14 protein-coding genes are annotated in these 14,622 nt (G+C 73.8%); 11 read left to right on the top strand and 3 right to left on the bottom strand.

Going from position 1 to position 14,622, the window contains the following annotated elements:
• The first annotated feature begins 252 nt into the window (after positions 1 to 252).
• From OG455_RS22275 to OG455_RS22265, 3 genes are all read left to right on the top strand, one after another.
• Positions 253 to 915, top strand: a complete 663-nt coding sequence (locus tag OG455_RS22275) for a winged helix-turn-helix transcriptional regulator (RefSeq protein ID WP_266296335.1) — start codon at positions 253 to 255, stop codon at positions 913 to 915.
• A 22-nt stretch (positions 916 to 937) separates the two neighbouring features.
• Complete coding sequence (locus tag OG455_RS22270) at positions 938 to 2,035, top strand: hypothetical protein (RefSeq protein ID WP_266296334.1); 1,098 nt, start codon at positions 938 to 940, stop codon at positions 2,033 to 2,035.
• Between the two features lie 249 nt (positions 2,036 to 2,284).
• The gene (locus tag OG455_RS22265) at positions 2,285 to 2,449 is read left to right on the top strand and encodes a hypothetical protein (protein WP_266296332.1); all 165 of its coding nucleotides are present in this window, start codon (positions 2,285 to 2,287) and stop codon (positions 2,447 to 2,449) included.
• A gap of 49 nt (positions 2,450 to 2,498) precedes the next feature.
• Here the strand turns inward: OG455_RS22265 and pseB are convergent, their stop codons facing one another.
• Entirely contained in the window at positions 2,499 to 3,482 is a 984-nt protein-coding gene (gene pseB, locus OG455_RS22260) for a UDP-N-acetylglucosamine 4,6-dehydratase (inverting) (RefSeq protein ID WP_266296330.1), read from the bottom strand.
• Positions 3,483 to 3,832: 350 nt separating this feature from the next.
• Here pseB and OG455_RS22255 point away from each other — a divergent pair, with 350 nt between their 5' ends.
• The 8 genes from OG455_RS22255 to OG455_RS22220 all read left to right on the top strand — a co-directional run bounded on the left by OG455_RS22255 (position 3,833) and on the right by OG455_RS22220 (position 11,667).
• Positions 3,833 to 4,015 carry a hypothetical protein gene (locus OG455_RS22255; protein ID WP_266296328.1) on the top strand — a complete coding sequence of 61 codons (183 nt, stop codon included), beginning with the start codon at positions 3,833 to 3,835 and terminating at the stop codon, positions 4,013 to 4,015.
• 114 nt (positions 4,016 to 4,129) lie between these two features.
• Positions 4,130 to 5,452, top strand: coding sequence for a YcaO-like family protein (locus OG455_RS22250; RefSeq protein WP_266296326.1), 1,323 nt, complete (start codon positions 4,130 to 4,132; stop codon positions 5,450 to 5,452).
• A 28-nt stretch (positions 5,453 to 5,480) separates the two neighbouring features.
• Positions 5,481 to 7,007 (top strand): SagB family peptide dehydrogenase, encoded by a 1,527-nt coding sequence (locus OG455_RS22245; RefSeq protein WP_266296324.1) that lies wholly within the window; start codon positions 5,481 to 5,483, stop codon positions 7,005 to 7,007.
• 58 nt (positions 7,008 to 7,065) lie between these two features.
• Positions 7,066 to 7,794 (top strand): TOMM precursor leader peptide-binding protein, encoded by a 729-nt coding sequence (locus OG455_RS22240; protein WP_266296322.1) that lies wholly within the window; start codon positions 7,066 to 7,068, stop codon positions 7,792 to 7,794.
• Entirely contained in the window at positions 7,791 to 9,293 is a 1,503-nt protein-coding gene (locus tag OG455_RS22235) for a hypothetical protein (RefSeq protein WP_266296320.1), read from the top strand. Before OG455_RS22240 ends, OG455_RS22235 begins: the two co-directional genes overlap by 4 nt.
• The gene (locus OG455_RS22230) at positions 9,277 to 9,813 is read left to right on the top strand and encodes a hypothetical protein (RefSeq protein WP_266296318.1); all 537 of its coding nucleotides are present in this window, start codon (positions 9,277 to 9,279) and stop codon (positions 9,811 to 9,813) included. The genes OG455_RS22235 and OG455_RS22230 overlap by 17 nt, the downstream gene beginning before the upstream one ends.
• Entirely contained in the window at positions 9,810 to 10,490 is a 681-nt protein-coding gene (locus OG455_RS22225) for a flavoprotein (protein ID WP_266296316.1), read from the top strand. Before OG455_RS22230 ends, OG455_RS22225 begins: the two co-directional genes overlap by 4 nt.
• A complete protein-coding gene (locus OG455_RS22220) occupies positions 10,477 to 11,667 on the top strand; it encodes an NAD(P)/FAD-dependent oxidoreductase (protein ID WP_266296314.1) in 1,191 nt (396 codons plus the stop codon). The genes OG455_RS22225 and OG455_RS22220 overlap by 14 nt, the downstream gene beginning before the upstream one ends.
• 80 nt (positions 11,668 to 11,747) lie before the next feature.
• Here the strand turns inward: OG455_RS22220 and OG455_RS22215 are convergent, their stop codons facing one another.
• On the bottom strand, positions 11,748 to 13,040 hold the full coding sequence (locus OG455_RS22215; RefSeq protein ID WP_266296312.1) for a GNAT family N-acetyltransferase: 1,293 nt from the start codon (positions 13,038 to 13,040) through the stop codon (positions 11,748 to 11,750).
• Positions 13,041 to 13,122: 82 nt separating this feature from the next.
• On the bottom strand, positions 13,123 to 14,562 hold the full coding sequence (locus OG455_RS22210) for an MFS transporter (RefSeq protein ID WP_266296310.1): 1,440 nt from the start codon (positions 14,560 to 14,562) through the stop codon (positions 13,123 to 13,125).
• Positions 14,563 to 14,622 lie beyond the last annotated feature (60 nt).

The raw sequence follows: 14,622 nt of genomic DNA, 5'->3' as shown, positions 1-14,622 counted from the left end.
CACCGTACTTGAACTTTGGTCTGGACCAGCCTCAACGTAACAGCGTAATATCCAGCGCTGCAAGGGTAGTTTGAGTGCACAGGGATCTCCGATCCGACCTATCGCGAGAAGATTTCGCCTCGGAACGCACCCGGTAGTGCCGCATATGCTTCGGGGGAGCCACCGTTGTCCACCGCTGGTCCGCATCACGCCGGCACTCCAACCGATCACCCGCTGTCCAGAGCCGAACGGACGGCCGCCGCCCGACGACTGGTGCTCAGCCATCCGGACTGGTCCGACCGCCGCATCGCCGGAACCAGCGGGCTGGCCACCAAGACCGTCGCGGCCCTGCGCCGCGCCATGCGCGACCTCCCGGCGCCGGCCCGGCGGGTGGGCAGGGACGGCCGGGCCCGCCCGGTGGTGACCGCCGAAGGGCGTTTCCGGGCAGCCGAGTTGATCCGCGAGGATCCGAGCCTGTCACTGCGCGAGATCGCCCGCCAGGCCGGCATCTCGCCGGGCACCGCCCGGGACGTCAAGCAGCGGCTGCTGCAGGGCCTGGACCCGGTCCCGGCCGGCCGGCGCCAGGAGCCGCGGGGCGATGGCGCCGACCAGCTGCCGCCGGAGGTCTCCGCCGCCTTGGAGGAGCGCCGCCGCCTGCTGATGCAGCTGTCCCGGGACCCCTCATTGCGGCACAGCCACACCGGACGTTCGCTGCTGAGGATGCTGATCACCCATCACGCGGAGGCCGAAGCCTGGCAGCAGCTGGCCGCCGCGGTCCCGCCGCACAACGCCCCGGCGATCCTCCTGCTGGCCCGGAACTGCGCGGCGGACTGGGCCGGCCTGGCCGAGCACATCGAGACCCTGATGGACCAGCACGCCGTCACCCACGCCCGCCAGCCGCGGGCCGTCCACCGCAGGCCGTCGCACGGCGGCTGACCCAGGCGAGGCGAGAAGCACCATGGCAGAGATCCTCTTCCTGACCCGCGGCCACGGATTCGGCCACGCCGCACGTGATCTGAGGGTGATTCAGGCACTGCGCCGGCGGCCCGGCACCACGGTCCGCATCATGGCCAACGGCAGCGCGGTCGACTACTACGCGATGCGCGGCGTGCCGTGCACCCCCATCGAACTGCCCGACGAGGACTTCGGCGAGGCCGCGGCGAAGGCCGTCTGGCGGGCCCTTGCCACGGTGCCCCGGCCCGATCTGGTGGTCTCGGACGAGGTCCTGTGGGCCCTGCCGTTCGCCCGCAAGATCTGGCAGCGGCCCTGCGTGATGCTGCTCTGCGCGCTCTGGGCGGAGTACGGCAGGCCCCAGGCGGACCAGTTCTTCGACGCGGCCGACGAGGTCATGGTGCTCGACTTCCCGCAGAACCGGCGGGAGGCGTACGGCACCATCGCGCCGCTCAGCTTCCCCGGCCCGGTGGTGCAGCCCTTCACCGCAGAACGCGGCACCGCCCGGGCCGGACTGGGCCTCGCCGAGCGGGAGGAGGTGGCGGTGCTGAGCCTGGGCGGGATGAACACCCGACCGGAGAGCCGCCGGATGGCGGCGGCCGCCATCGGGGCCTGGCGCGGGCACGCGCCCCTCGGCGCCCGGCTGCTGGTGCTGGCCGACCGGCCGGCCAGGTCGGACCCGGCCTTCGACGGCGCTGACGGCGCCGGCGGCGCTGCCACCGGCGGCGGGGAGGTGGTCTGGGCCGGGGTGACCTCGGAGCCCGAGACGTACTACCGGGCGGCCGACGTGGTGCTCAACGACGCCATGGGGTCGACCATTTGCGACCTGGCCTGGAATCTGGTGCCCACCGTCGCGCTACTGGACGAGGAGTCGGCGGGCGGCTTCCCGACGACCTTCCGGGGCCGGATCCGGCACCTGACGGCCGCCGGGCTGATCGAGACGGCGCCGGTGCGCGAGGGACCGCCCGCGGTCTGGGAGGCCATCGTGCGGGCCAGGGCCGGTGCGGCCGGGCCGGACCGGGCGGCGGTGCTGGACGACTTCGGTTGGAGCACCGGCGAAACTGTCGCGCGCCGGCTGTTCGACCTGCTGGACGCCGGGGCCTGATCAGCCGCAAGTCCCCATCCCCTACAACTCTTGGGACATCGGACAGCCGACCGGAGCCGGGCGTCGATCTGATGAGCAGTCAGGACATCTCCACCTGACCGCAGAAACCGCCGCTGCCACCGTTGCCCCTTTGGTCGAAGTCGGGTTGACTACGAACCAGTTCACCGTGAACTGCCGGGCACAGCACAGCCGGTGCCGTCGCCGACCGGTGCACAGCAGCCCTTCGCATCAGATCAAGAGGAGCACAACATGCCGATGAACCTCACCGAGGATGCCCGTCTGGACCTGGTCCTGTCCGAGGAAGCGCGCACGGGCTGGGAGAAGGGCAGCACCGGCCTCCAGGAAACGGGATTCGCCTCCGTCTTCTGCCTGGTCTGCGCCTGCTACGACAGCGACTGCGGCGCTACTTGCTGAGACGGTGCGTTCCACCGGCCCATCGGGCACGGGCTGGGTCAGTGCCCGGTCAGTGCTCGGTGGGTTCCAGCATGCCCCGCAGCTCCTCGACCGACAGCCAGCTGTCGTTGGAGTCCGAGCGGTAGGCGAACTCCGTTGGCACCGGCCGCCATTCGGGCGCCAGCTGCTGATCGGCGGCCCGGGTGGCGGAGGTGACCACGTAGCGGTCGCCGAACCGGAAGGTCCGATGGCTGTCCTCCCCGGCGATCATCTCCTCGTGCAACTTCTCGCCCGGCCGGGCACCGATCTCATAGGTCGTGGCCCCCGGCGCGATCGCCTCGACCAGATCCATGATCCGCACACTCGGTATCCGCGGCACGAAGAGCTCACCACCGGCCATCAGCTCGAACGAGTCCACCAGGAAAGTGACGGCGTGCTCAACGCTCATCCAGAACCGGGTCATCCGCTTGTCGGTGACCGGCAGACTCTCACCCGCCGCGGCCAGCCGCCGGAACAACGGCACCACCGAACCCCGACTGCCCATGAAGTTCCCGTAGCGCACCACGGAGAACCTCGTCTCACTGGCGAGCGTCGCGGCGGCTGACGTGAAGAGCTTGTCGGCGACCATCTTCGTGGCACCGTAGAGGTTGATCGGACTGCTCGCCTTGTCGGTGGACAGCGCCACCACGCTCTTCACCCGATTCTCCACCGCGGCGTCGATGACATTGCGCGAACCATCGATGTTCGTCTTCACATATTCGGTCGGAAAATACTCCGCGGCATCCACGTGCTTGAGAGCCGCGGCATGCACCACGAGGTCGATGCCGGCCATCGCCTGCGAGAGCCGCTGCCGGTCACGGATATCACCGAGCACGAAACGCACCCGCCGGTCACCGGCCAACGCGTTCCGCATTTCGTACTGCTTCAGCTCGTCGCGCGAGTAGACCACGATGCAGCCAGGGTCACAGGTCGCCAGCACATGCCGCACGAATGCCAGACCGAAGGACCCGGAACCGCCCGTGACCAGGATCGAAGCTCCCCGAAGCGCACTCATGTCAACACCCCTTCAATCCCGCAGGAACGCCAGGTCGAATTCCCGTCCACTGCGGCCACACCGTAGCAGACCCGATCCGCCGCCCGACCGGGCCCAGGTACGGCAGAATTCCCCCGGAACGGGCCCGTACAAGTTCGGACGTGCTCAGTTGAACACCAGTTTCCGCAGGTCAGGGCCACTGGATCGGAGCCTCGTGCAATCTTCCGTTGACGTACTACAGGACACCCGGTTGACTTGGGACTCCGTTCGGCTGCGGACTTTCTGGTTGCACTCCTACGGAATTGCCGATACTGGGCCGTCGGACTGCCAGGTGGTTCGCATCCTTTCTTCCTACCGAGAAGGAGAATGAAATGCCGGTGACCATGGCCGAGGACACCCGTCTGGACCTGGCCCTGTCCGAGGAGGCGAGCGAGGAGTGGGAGAAGCTCGCCGCCGCCGTCTACGAGCAGGGCGGCGCCTACATGTTCTGCGAGGGGGCGTGCGACGTCAGCTGCGAGTGCACCGGCTGCAGCTGCAACGGCGGCGGCTGCTGACCAGCAACCGCTGAGCCCCGGCCACTGCCGCATCGAGCAGCTGGCTGAAACGGCGGGCGAGCCCACCCGGGCTCGCCCGCTCCCCCCGGCGAACCCCCTTCAAGGACTGGAGAGATGGCCATCACCTCCGACAGCCGCCCGGCCGCCTTGGCGGAAGAGCGCTTCCGCGGCTCCGCACTGGCGAGCCTGGTCTCCCCGGTCGGCCTCGCCTCCACGGTCCGGCCCGCCCCTGGCCTGCGCGGGCTGCCCCGCCTGAAGATGGCCTCCGCGAACGCGGGCAGCGGGATACCGGGCACGACCCGGGCCCCCTCCGCCGGCTCCTCGGGCGGCAGCCGGGTCCTCGACGACGAGTACCTCTCCTACGTGGTCGCCACCGCCGAGGCCGCCGAGCGCTACGCCGGCCGGCTGCCGCACGAGCGGCCGCGCCTGGCCACGGCGGCCGAGCTCGACGGCCCGGTGCTCGACCTGACCCGGGTGCCCCGGTGCTCGGACCGGGAGTACGCCGATCCGCGCTGCCCGGTCCGCCCCTACGATCCGAACACCCCGATCCACTGGAGTCCCGGCTTCGACCTGATGAGTGGCCAGGACATCTGGGTGCCGACCGTGATGGCCTGCTACGGCTTCCACGTGCACGGTGCCGAGCGGTTCGTCATACAGATCTCCACCGGCCAGTCGGTCCACACCGACCCCTACGCGGCGGTGCTGGGCGGCCTGCTGGAGCTGTTCGAGCGGGACTCGATCGCACTCACCTGGCTGCAGAAACTGCCACTGCCGCCGGTGGACCCCGCCGCGCTCACCCCCACCTCCCGCGAACTGCTGGACTGGACCGAACGGCGCTTCCTGCAGACCCAACTCTTCGATGCCACGACGGACTTGGGCGTGCCGGCCGTCTACGCGCTGCAGATCGCCCCGCACGACGACACCGTCCGGCAGATCATCGGGGCGGGCGCCGGCCGGAGCCTGGGCGAGGCAGCCGAGCGCTGCCTGCTGGAGCTGCTGACGATCCGTGACTCCTACCGCGCCGAGGAGGAACTCCCTGATGACTACGGGGACTTCCAGTTCCTGGACGGCTCGCGGATGATGGCGCTGCCCAAGTACGCGCACGTGTACGACTTCCTGACGGATGGCCTGGCCGACCGCCGCCCCTCCACCGGCGGCCCCGCGCTGCCGCAGGACCCCAAGGCGGCCGTGGAGGAGCTCCTGGAGCGGCTGGCCGCCGCGGACATGCAGGCGGTGGCCGTGGACCGGACCTCGCGCGAGCTGCGCGCGGCCGGGCTGACGGCGGTCTCCGTCGTGGTCCCGGAGTTGCAGCCGATGTCGCTGGACCCGCTGGCGCAGTTCCGGGCCCATCCGCGGCTCTCCGAGGCGCCGGTGCGGATGGGCTTCGCCAGTCTGCCGGAGGAGGAGCAGAACCCATGGCCGCAGCCGTTCGCATAGTGGGCGCGGGCCGGGACGGAGGGCGGCGGTGATCGGCTGGCGCCTGGCCCCGGGGATCGGGATCGGGCCCGCCGACCAGCAGCCATCCGACCAACAGGCATCCGACCAACAGGCATCCGAGGAACAGCCATCCCACGAGCAGCCATCCCACGAGCAGCCGACCGGCGCCGTGCTGCTGACCGTCTCGCCCAGCCGGTCGATGGTGCTGCGCCCGACCGCCCCCGGGATCGCCGACGCGCTGCTCTCGCTGGGCACCGGCGCGCGGAGCGAGGCCGAGCTGGCCGAGCTGGCGCCACGGGCCGGCGCGGCCCTGGAGCGGCAGTTGTCGGCGCTGCTGCTCCGGGGGGCGCTGGAGCTGCGCTGCGTCCACGGTGGCCGGGAGCTGCTGCGGGTCGGCGTCACCAGCGAACTCGCGGCCGTCACGCGCGCGCGGCCACCGGCCGGGCAGCGGATCCAGCTGTCCAGGTTCGCCTGCCTGCGGCGCGTGGGCGAGGAGTTGGTGGTCGAGTCGCTGACCGGCCACACCCGGCTGATCGTCGGCGCGCCCGAGGTGGCGGCGCTGCTGGCGCTGCTGGCCGAGCCGCAGCGGGTCGGCGAGCTGTGCGAGAGCGGCCGACTGCCGGCCGCGGTGGTGCTGGAGCTGCTGGAGCTGCTGATCACGGCCAAGGTGGCCGGTGCGCTGGACGAGGCCGGCCGACTGCCGGAGGACGTCGACCCGGTGCCCGCCCAGCGGGAGTTCCACGACGTGCTGCTCCACTGGCACAGCCGCCGGGGTCTGGCCGGCCGGGCCGTCGGGATGTCCTACCCGTTCCGCGACCGCTTCCCGCCGCCCGCCGCGGTGAAGCCGGTCCAGCAGCCGGTGATCGCGCTGCCGCGGCCTGACCTGGCCCGGCTCCGGACGACGGATCCGCCGTTCGCGGAGGTGGCGGAGGAGCGTCGCTCGGTGCGCGCCTTCACGGCCGGCCCACTGACGCTGGAGCAGCTCGGCGAGTTCCTGTACCGCACCGCCCGGGTGCGCGAGGAGCTGCCGGCCGACGAGGACCTGCCCTACGACCGCACCTTGCGCCCGGTCCCGTCCGCCGGGGCCGCTCACGAGCTGGAGCTGTACCTGACGGTCACCCGGTGCCAGGGACTCGCGTCCGGCGTCTACCACTACGAGCCGCTGGCGCACGGGCTCACGCTGGTCACGGCGGAGCGGGAGGCGGTGGTGGAACTGGTCCGCGACGTCTGCCGGAGCCTGACCTCGACCTCGGTCCCCCAGGTGGTGGTCACGCTCGCCGCGCGGTTCAACCGGCTGTCCTGGAAGTACCGAGGCCTGAGCTACGCGACCACCCTGAAGAACGTCGGTGTCCTCTACCAGGCCATGTACCTGGCGGCGACGGCGATGCGGCTGGGCGGCTGCGCGGCCGGCGGCGGCGAGTCGGCCGTGTTCGCCCGGATCACCGGGCTCGACCTGATCGAGGAGTCGTCCGTCGGGGAGTTCGTGCTGGGCATCCCGCTCGACCGGGACACGTCGACCCGTGGCACGTCGGCCGATGACACGCCCGGCCGGTGAAACGCCGCACGGTGAAACGCCGGACGGCACCAGTGGATCCAGAGGAGGAGCAGAACCCATGGCCCTAGCCATCCAGCTGGACGGCGTCGGCGTGGCCGGCGTCGGGGACTTCGGCGAGGCGGTGCGCGACCGCTTCGTCCGCCACCTCGGCGCCGCGCCAGTGACCGTCGAGGAGCTCACGGCCGCGGAGCTCACCGCCGAGAAGCTCACCGCCGAGGAGCTCACGGCCGAGGAGCTCACGGCCGAGGAGCCCACGGCGGCGGGGCCGCTGCCCGGCGCGCCCGAGGTCCTGGTGGTGGCGCTCTGGCGGCCGCTGGAGGAGCTCTGCGAGCGCGTCGACGAGGCCGCCTTCGCGGCCGGCCGGCCCTGGCTGCCGGTGGTGTTCGAACACCCCTGGGTGGTCGTCGGCCCGTGGCTGGCGCCGCCGGACGGCCCGTGCCACCGCTGCTACCTGGACCGCCGGGCGCAGCACCGGCAGCACTCCGACACCGTCCAGGCGCTGACCGAGGCGTACGCGGCCGATCCGGAGCTCGGGGTGAGCGGCCATCTGCCGCACCACGTCCGGCTGGCGGTCGGTCTGGCGCAGCAGGCGCTGCGGCTGCGCGAGCCCGGACTGGTGCTGTCCGCCAACACGGTCGGCAGTCGGATCTCCGCACACCGGACCGTGGGCTGCCACGGCTGCCCACGGTGCGGGCAACAGGACCGGCTGGGCGTCGACGGAGCCGTGGCGAGGGTGGCGCGGTCACTGCGGACACCGGCCCTGGCCCGCACCGGGAGCGCGCGATGAGCGCGGCGGCGGCCGCCGGGCCGCGTCCCGGTGCCGAGCGCCGTCCCCGGCTGGCCCGCGGCCTCGCGGTGGTCCGGCGCCCGGACGCCCTGCTGGTCGAGGGGGTGGCCAAGCGCCAGGTCTTCACCGGCGCGGCGGCCACCGGGCTGCTGCCGCGGCTGTTCGCGCTGCTGGACGGCGAGCACGACATCGCCGCCCTCGCCGCGGCCACCGGGATGCGCGGGCCGGAGATCGGCCGGGCGCTGCGGCTGCTGGACCAGGGCGGCCTGGTCGAGTGGGTCCGACCGGACCAGGTGGGCCCGGCGCTGGATCCGGCCGCGGACGCCTACCTGTCCCGCGGCCTCTCGCTGAACAAGCGCCATGACGAGGTGCGCACCATCGCGGCGGTGCTGGCGAACGCCGAGGTCACCGTGCTGGGGGCCGGTCCGCTCGCCGAGGCGGTGCTCTGCTGCCTGCGGGAGAGCGGCGTCACCGGCGCGGTGCGGGCGAGCGCCGTCCCGGACGATCCGCAGCAGCTGGTGGTGGTGTGCGAGCGGGAGCCCGCCGGGTTCGCCGCGGCGGCGGCCGAGCTGTGGCAGCGGGGCACGCCGGTGCTCCGGTTCGCCGGGAACGGCGAGCGGCTGGAGCTCGGACCGTTCTTCCACCCGCGCTGGACCAGCTGCCCGCGCTGCTGGTCACTGGCCGGCGGAGCGGCGACGGACGGAGCGGCGAGCGGCGGGGCAGCGGCCGGCGAGGCGCTGCCCGCGGACGCCGTGGAGCTGGCCGCCGGGCTGGTCTGCGGAGAGGTGCTGGCGCTGCTCAGCATGATCACGCCGCCGGTCACGGTGAGCCGGGTGGTCCGCACCACGCTGGCCGAGCTGCGCGAGGAGGTGCTGGTGCTCGGCCCGGAGCCGGGCTGCGAGCGGTGCCTCCCGCAGGCGCCCGAGGCGGACGCCCTGGTGGCCGCGCGCTACGAGCGGGCCGCCGCCTGGTCGCCCTGGGCCGAGCGGCCGAGCGGCACGGGCAAGCCCGTCTCCCGGGTCCGGTCCCAGTACGAGGCCTCACCGAAGCTGCCGCTGGACCGCCTGCCGCAGGACCTGCGGCCGCTGCTGACCGAACCGGCGGCCACCGACGAGGTGGACGTCTACCTGCTGGGCGTCCCGGAGCTGGCCCACCCGGTGCACCTCTACGACCCGGACTCCGGGCAGTTGGTGGCCACCCGGGCGAGCGCCGACCCGGTGCCGCTGGGCCTGCCCGGGGAGCCGGCGGCGGTCCTTGTGCTGGTCGCCGCGCCGGTGCGGCGCTACGCCGACCACGGCGCGCAGAGCCACCGGCTCGCCCAGCTGCAGGCCGGGGTGGCGCTCGCCCAGCTGCAGCGGGCGGCCGGGGGCTACCGGCTCCAGGTCACCACCCGGTGCGACCCCGCGCTGCGGGAGCTGCTGGAGCTGAGGACGGATCAGGAAGTGCCGGCCGTCGTGGTCGGTGTGTACCGGGAGGTCGAGCATGCCACTGGCCACTGAGGCGGATCTCTACTACGCGGCGCTGCGGCTCGGGCCCCCGCCGCTCGGGGCGGCGGAGCCGGGGCCGGTGGCCCTCACCGGACCGGGCGAGGTCTCCCGGCAGAGTCCGCGGGCTGCGCTGGACCAGTGCGGGCGGTGGCTGAACGAGCAGTTCGGACCGCACCTGGAGGTGCTGATCGGCGTGCAGCGGGCCAAGGGCATGGAGCCCGGGCTCTACGTACCGGGACAGGCCGCGCCGCTGCCCGGTCCGGCCGCGCGACTGGAGGGGCTGGAGGGGCTACGTGCGGCCGGGATACCCGTCGCGCTGCTCTGGTTCGGCGACGCGGCCGCGGCCGGAGCCGACCTCGGGGCCCTGCTGGTGCGGGTCGGCTGGGGCGCGGAGACGGCGCGGGCGGCGCTGGACGCGGCCGGGTACCGGGCGGCCTTCGACCCCCGGGCCGGCCTGGTGCGCCGGCCCGGCAGCGGCGTCGGGCACCTGGGCAGCCTGGTGGTGGCGGAGTCGGCGGGGTCCGGTTCGTGAGCGAGCGGCACAACGAACGGCAGCCCGAACAGCAGCCCGAGCAACAAGCCGAGCAACAGGCCGAGCGCGCGACGCCGCAGCCCCAGCGGCTCTCGCTGCGCAGCAACCGGGTGCTGCTGGTGGCGACCGGCTCGATCATGGTCGCCCACCTGCCGACCCACCTGACCTGGGTCCGCCACCAGCAGCCCTCGCTGGAGGTCCAGGTGGTGCTGACCCGGTCGGCCGGGCAGTTCGTCAGCAAGGAGGCGCTGCACATGATCTCCGGGCGTCCCGTGCTGGACGACGCCTGGGAGCCCGGCGCCGACACCTCGGGCGCGCGGCACGTGGAGTGGTCGCGCTGGGCCGAGCTGGCCGTGGTCTGGCCCGCGACCATGCACTACACGGCCCGGCTGGCGCTGGGCCTGGCGGACTCCCCCAGCCTGCTGGCGCTGCACTGCACCGGCGCCCCGGTCGGCGTGGCCCCCTCGCTGCCGCCCGGCGGCTGGCAGTCCGCGGCGATGTCCGGCCACGTGGCGGCGCTCGAAGCGCGTCCCGGCGTCAAGGTCATCCCGCCTGTTCCGGGCCTGAGTTGGACCACCAAGAAGCTGGACAGCTGGCTCTGCCCGCCGCTCGGCGCGGTGCTGCGCGATCTGGACGAGTGGGCCCACGATCGGGAGGTGGCCGATGAGCGGCTATGACGCGATCGTGGTCGGCGCCCGCTGCGCCGGCGCCACCACCGCCATGCTGCTGGCGCGGCAGGGGCACCGGGTGCTGCTGCTGGAGAGGGCGGCGTTCCCGAAGGACACCCTGTCCACCCTGTACATCCAGCTGCCGGGCGTCGCCCTGCTCGCCGACTGGGGCCTGCTGGACCAGCTGCGCGCCACCGGCTGCCCGCCGCTGGAGCGCACGTCCTACCGGGCCGCCGGGATCACCGTGACCGGGTCGAGCCGCCCGCTGCGCGGCCAGCGGGTCGCCTACGCGCCGCGGCGCCACCTGCTGGACCAGCTGCTGGTCGAGGCCGCGGTGGCGGCCGGCGCGGAGTTCCGCGACGCCACCACGGTCGGCGAACTGCTCTTCACCGACGGGCGGGTGAGCGGCGTGCGCTGCCGCACCGCCGGCGGCGGCTGGGTGAGCGAGCGGGCCGCCCTGGTGGTCGGCGCGGACGGGATGCGCTCGCAGGTGGCGCGCCAGGTCCGGGCCGAGGTGCTGGCCGGCGCCGCGCCCAGGAGCTGCGCGTACTACGCGTTCTGGGACCTGCCGCCGGACAACGTGCTGTCGATGACCCGGGCCGACGGTGTGCTGGTCGGCTCGACCGGTACCAACGACGCCACCATCGTGGCCTGCTACCTGCGCCAGGAGGAGTTCGCCCGGGCCCGGCAGCGGCCGCTGGAGGTCTACCTGGAGACCATCCGCGAGCACGACGGCGAGCTCTACGAGCGCCTGCTCCATGCCGAGTTGACCGAGCGGCTGTACGGCACGGGCGACCAGCGGAACTTCATCCGGCAGGCCGCGGGCCCGGGTTGGGCCCTGGTGGGCGACGCCGCCGTGCACAAGGACTCGATCACTGCCTGGGGCATCACCGACGCCTTCCTGCAGGCCCAGCTGCTCGCCGACACCCTCGCCTCGGCCCCCGAGCCGGACCAGGCACTGACCGAGTACGCCACCGCCCTGCGAGGCGCCGCGCAGGGCGGCTACCAGGTCACCCTGGCCGCCGCCGAGCTGAACCTCGACGACACCGGCCTCGCCCACCTGCGCCGCCTGGCCGACCACCCGGAACTCGCCGACCTCTTCTTCTCCATGGCCTCCGGCGCCGCCACCCCCCAGGAGTACTACACCGCCCTCCAGGCCCACCCCCTGCCCGCCACCACGGGCTGAGCCGCCGCAGGCAGCCCGACGCGTGCGAACCCCCTTGCCGGTCGGCCAGGGGGTTCGCACGCGTCAAGCCCTACGTTCCGTCAGAAGCTGTCCGGGTTCCACGCCTTGAGCGGCGTGCTCAGCAGCCGGTCCAGCGCGAACGCCGCACCCGGCCGCAGCTCCTCCACCAGCCCGCCCGCCGCGAGCCGGCTCGCCGACTCGGCGCCGAGGTAGAGCGTGCCGAGGGCGCGGGCGTCGAGCGCGAGGTCGGGCTCGTCGGCGGTCTCGACGGCCTGCCCCGCTCCCTCGGCGTCCGCCGTCAGGGCCCAGCGGCCGGCGACGTACCCGGCGGGGTCGGTCACCTCCAGGACCACCCGGCCGGCGCCGGCGTAGCGGCGGGCCGCGAAGGCGGCGGGCAGGTCCAGCACCCGCAGCCAGGTGAAGTCGGTGTTCTCCTCGTACGGCTTGGTGCCGCGCGGGTCGACCAGCAGCAGCGGCAGCGGGCTGTCGGGCCCGACGTTGGGCGCCTGCACCTTGCTGACCCAGTCGACCGAGCAGAGGTAGCGCCACAGGCTGACCTCGGTCGCCCGGTCCAGCGCGAGCAGGTCCCTGACCTTCAGGGTGCAGTCGGGGTAGCTGCCGTCCCAGTGGTCCTCGACCTGGTAGGTCGCGAGGCCGGTGACGACACCGGCGGCGTCCCGGTGGACCACCGCGAACGGCTCCTTCCAGGAGTGCCCCGGCGGCTTGAGCTGACCGGTTGCCGCCCCCCAGTACGCCTCGTCCCGCGAGATCGCGCCCGGTCGGCCACGGCGCCAGCGCTCGTGCAGCTCGGGTCCGATCTTGGCCAGCTCGGTCATGTCCACCAGGTCGAGCCGGCCACCCACCGCGGCGAAGGAGGCCGGCAGGTCGGTGCGGATGCCGCCGGAGCGGCGCAGGTCGACCAGCCAGCCGTGGTGCTCGGTCGCGGGGCCGAAGCCGAACCGCCCGTAGATGGCGTACTCGGCGGCGATCAGGATCGCCACGGCCTCGCCCCGGTCGCGGGAGGCGGCGAGGTCGCGGGCCATCATCCGGCTGAGCAGGCCGCGCCGCTTGTGGGTCTGGGTGACCGTCACGCCGGTGATCGCCGAGACCGGGAGCAGGGCGCCACCGGGCAGCGTCAGTTCGAAGGGCATGCTGCGGAAGGTGCCGACGCAGCGACCGCCGTCGAAGGCGCCGACCATCCGGCCCGGGTAGTGCCGCAGCCGGCGGTACTCCGCGCCGTCGGGCTGGCCGGTCAGCAGGAAGCCGGTGTTGACCGCGGCGCCCCAGACGCCCACCTCGTCCTCGCCGAGCGCCCGGATCTCGATCTCGTCGGTGGTCTTGGTGGCGCTCTCGGCGGCTTCGTCGGTGCTCATCCGACCACCGTAGGACGGGCGACAGCACCCCGGCATCCGATTTTCCCGCTGCTCGGCCGGGAGCCGCCCGCCGTATCCGCGGTCAGCCCGAGCGACGCACCCGCGCCGCCGCGACCAGCCCGCACGCCAGCACCCCGGTCACGACCAGCACCGCGCCCGCGCCCGCCAGGCCGCCCGCCGTGCCGAGCACCGCGACACCCAGCGCCGAGCCGCCCTGCCGGATCCCGTTCAGCGCGCCCTGCCCGGTGGCGGCCAGCTCCACGGGCGCGGCCACGGCCATCTCGGCGGCGGCCCCGGGGATGGCGAGGGTGCCGGCCGTGGCGAGCGCGAGTTCGGCCGCCACCAGCACCGGCATCGACACCTGGTCGCCGCCGCAGCAGAGCAGCAGCGCGCCTGCCAGCACGGTCAGGGCCATGGCGGTCAGCAGCACCGGCCGGGCCCCGTGCCGGGCCACCAGCCGCCCGGTGAGGAAGGGCATCACGCAGATCGGGAGGGTCAGCGGCAGCGCGGCCAGGCCGGCGCGCAGCGGGGAGAGCCCGTCCTGGTGCTGCAGCCAGACGTCGATCAGGTACATCCCGCCGAAGAAGGCGAAGCAGGAGACCGCGGCGGCCACCAGCGCGGCCCGCACCCGGGGCAGCGCGAGCAGCGCGGGCGGCAGCAGCGGCGCGGCCACCCGGCGCTCCACCAGCGCCAGCGCCGCGAAGGCCGCCACCGCGGCGGCCATCGGGAGGAGCGCGGCCGGCGCGCTCCAGCCCGCGCTGCCCGCCTCGACCAGGCCGAAGGTGAGCGCGCCGAGCCCGCCGGAGGAGAGCAGCAGGCCAGAACTGTCCAGCGCCCGGACGGTCCTGACCGGCGAGCTGGGCAGCCGGCGCGCGAGCAGCAGCGCGGCCAGCGCGATCGGCGGGTTGACCAGGAACACCAGCCGCCAGCCGCCGAGTTCGACCAGCCCGCCGCCGAGCACCGGCCCGATCGCGGCGCCGATCCCGCCCACCGCCGCCCAGGCGCCGATCGCCCGGGTGCGGCGGGCCGGGTCGGGGTGCAGCGCGATCAGCAGCCCCAGCGAGGCGGGCACCAGTCCCGCGCCGGCGGCGCCGAGCAGCGCCCGGCCCGCGATCAGGGCGCCGACGGCGGGTGCGGCCGCGCAGAGCGCGGAGAGCAGGGCGAAGGCGCCGAGCGCGGCGGTGTAGACGCGGCGCGCGCCCCAGCGGTCGGCGAACACGCCCGCTGCCAGCAGCAGTCCGGCGAAGACCACGGTGTAGGCGTCGACCGCCCAGGGCAACGTGGCGGCCGAGGCGTGCAGTGACCGTTGGACGTCCGGCACGGCGACGTTGAGGATCGAGGTGTCGAGCAGCACGAGCAGGTTGCCGATGGCGATCCCGGCGAACGCCAGGCGGGAGCGGGCACGGGCGCGGTCCGGTGGGACGGCGTCGGTCGGTGGCGCCCAGGTGCCGGTGCCGGGCTGGGTGCCAGTCTCGGTGCCAGTCTCGGTGCAGGTCTCGGTGCCAGTCTCGGTGCGGGTCATGGCAGCAGCCTGTCCCGCCGCCCGGTCGCCGAGCGACGCCGCAAACCCGATCACCCCATC

The sequence above is a fragment of the Kitasatospora sp. NBC_01287 genome, assembly GCF_026340565.1.
Classification (GTDB): Bacteria; Actinomycetota; Actinomycetes; order Streptomycetales; family Streptomycetaceae; genus Kitasatospora.
The sequence above is the reverse complement of the archived record's forward strand: the minus strand, read 5'-3'. Positions and strand labels throughout refer to the sequence as shown.

Bases quoted from the DNA above. Each gene is read 5' to 3' on its own strand.
- OG455_RS22270 (WP_266296334.1), top strand. From the start codon at position 938: ATGGCAGAGATCCTCTTCCTGACCCGCGGCCACGGATTCGGCCACGCC.
- OG455_RS22265 (WP_266296332.1), top strand. From the start codon at position 2,285: ATGCCGATGAACCTCACCGAGGATGCCCGTCTGGACCTGGTCCTGTCC.
- pseB (WP_266296330.1), bottom strand. From the start codon at position 3,482: ATGAGTGCGCTTCGGGGAGCTTCGATCCTGGTCACGGGCGGTTCCGGG.
- OG455_RS22255 (WP_266296328.1), top strand. From the start codon at position 3,833: ATGCCGGTGACCATGGCCGAGGACACCCGTCTGGACCTGGCCCTGTCC.
- OG455_RS22250 (WP_266296326.1), top strand. From the start codon at position 4,130: ATGGCCATCACCTCCGACAGCCGCCCGGCCGCCTTGGCGGAAGAGCGC.
- OG455_RS22240 (WP_266296322.1), top strand. From the start codon at position 7,066: ATGGCCCTAGCCATCCAGCTGGACGGCGTCGGCGTGGCCGGCGTCGGG.
- OG455_RS22235 (WP_266296320.1), top strand. From the start codon at position 7,791: ATGAGCGCGGCGGCGGCCGCCGGGCCGCGTCCCGGTGCCGAGCGCCGT.
- OG455_RS22230 (WP_266296318.1), top strand. From the start codon at position 9,277: ATGCCACTGGCCACTGAGGCGGATCTCTACTACGCGGCGCTGCGGCTC.
- OG455_RS22220 (WP_266296314.1), top strand. From the start codon at position 10,477: ATGAGCGGCTATGACGCGATCGTGGTCGGCGCCCGCTGCGCCGGCGCC.
- OG455_RS22215 (WP_266296312.1), bottom strand. From the start codon at position 13,040: ATGAGCACCGACGAAGCCGCCGAGAGCGCCACCAAGACCACCGACGAG.
- OG455_RS22210 (WP_266296310.1), bottom strand. From the start codon at position 14,562: ATGACCCGCACCGAGACTGGCACCGAGACCTGCACCGAGACTGGCACC.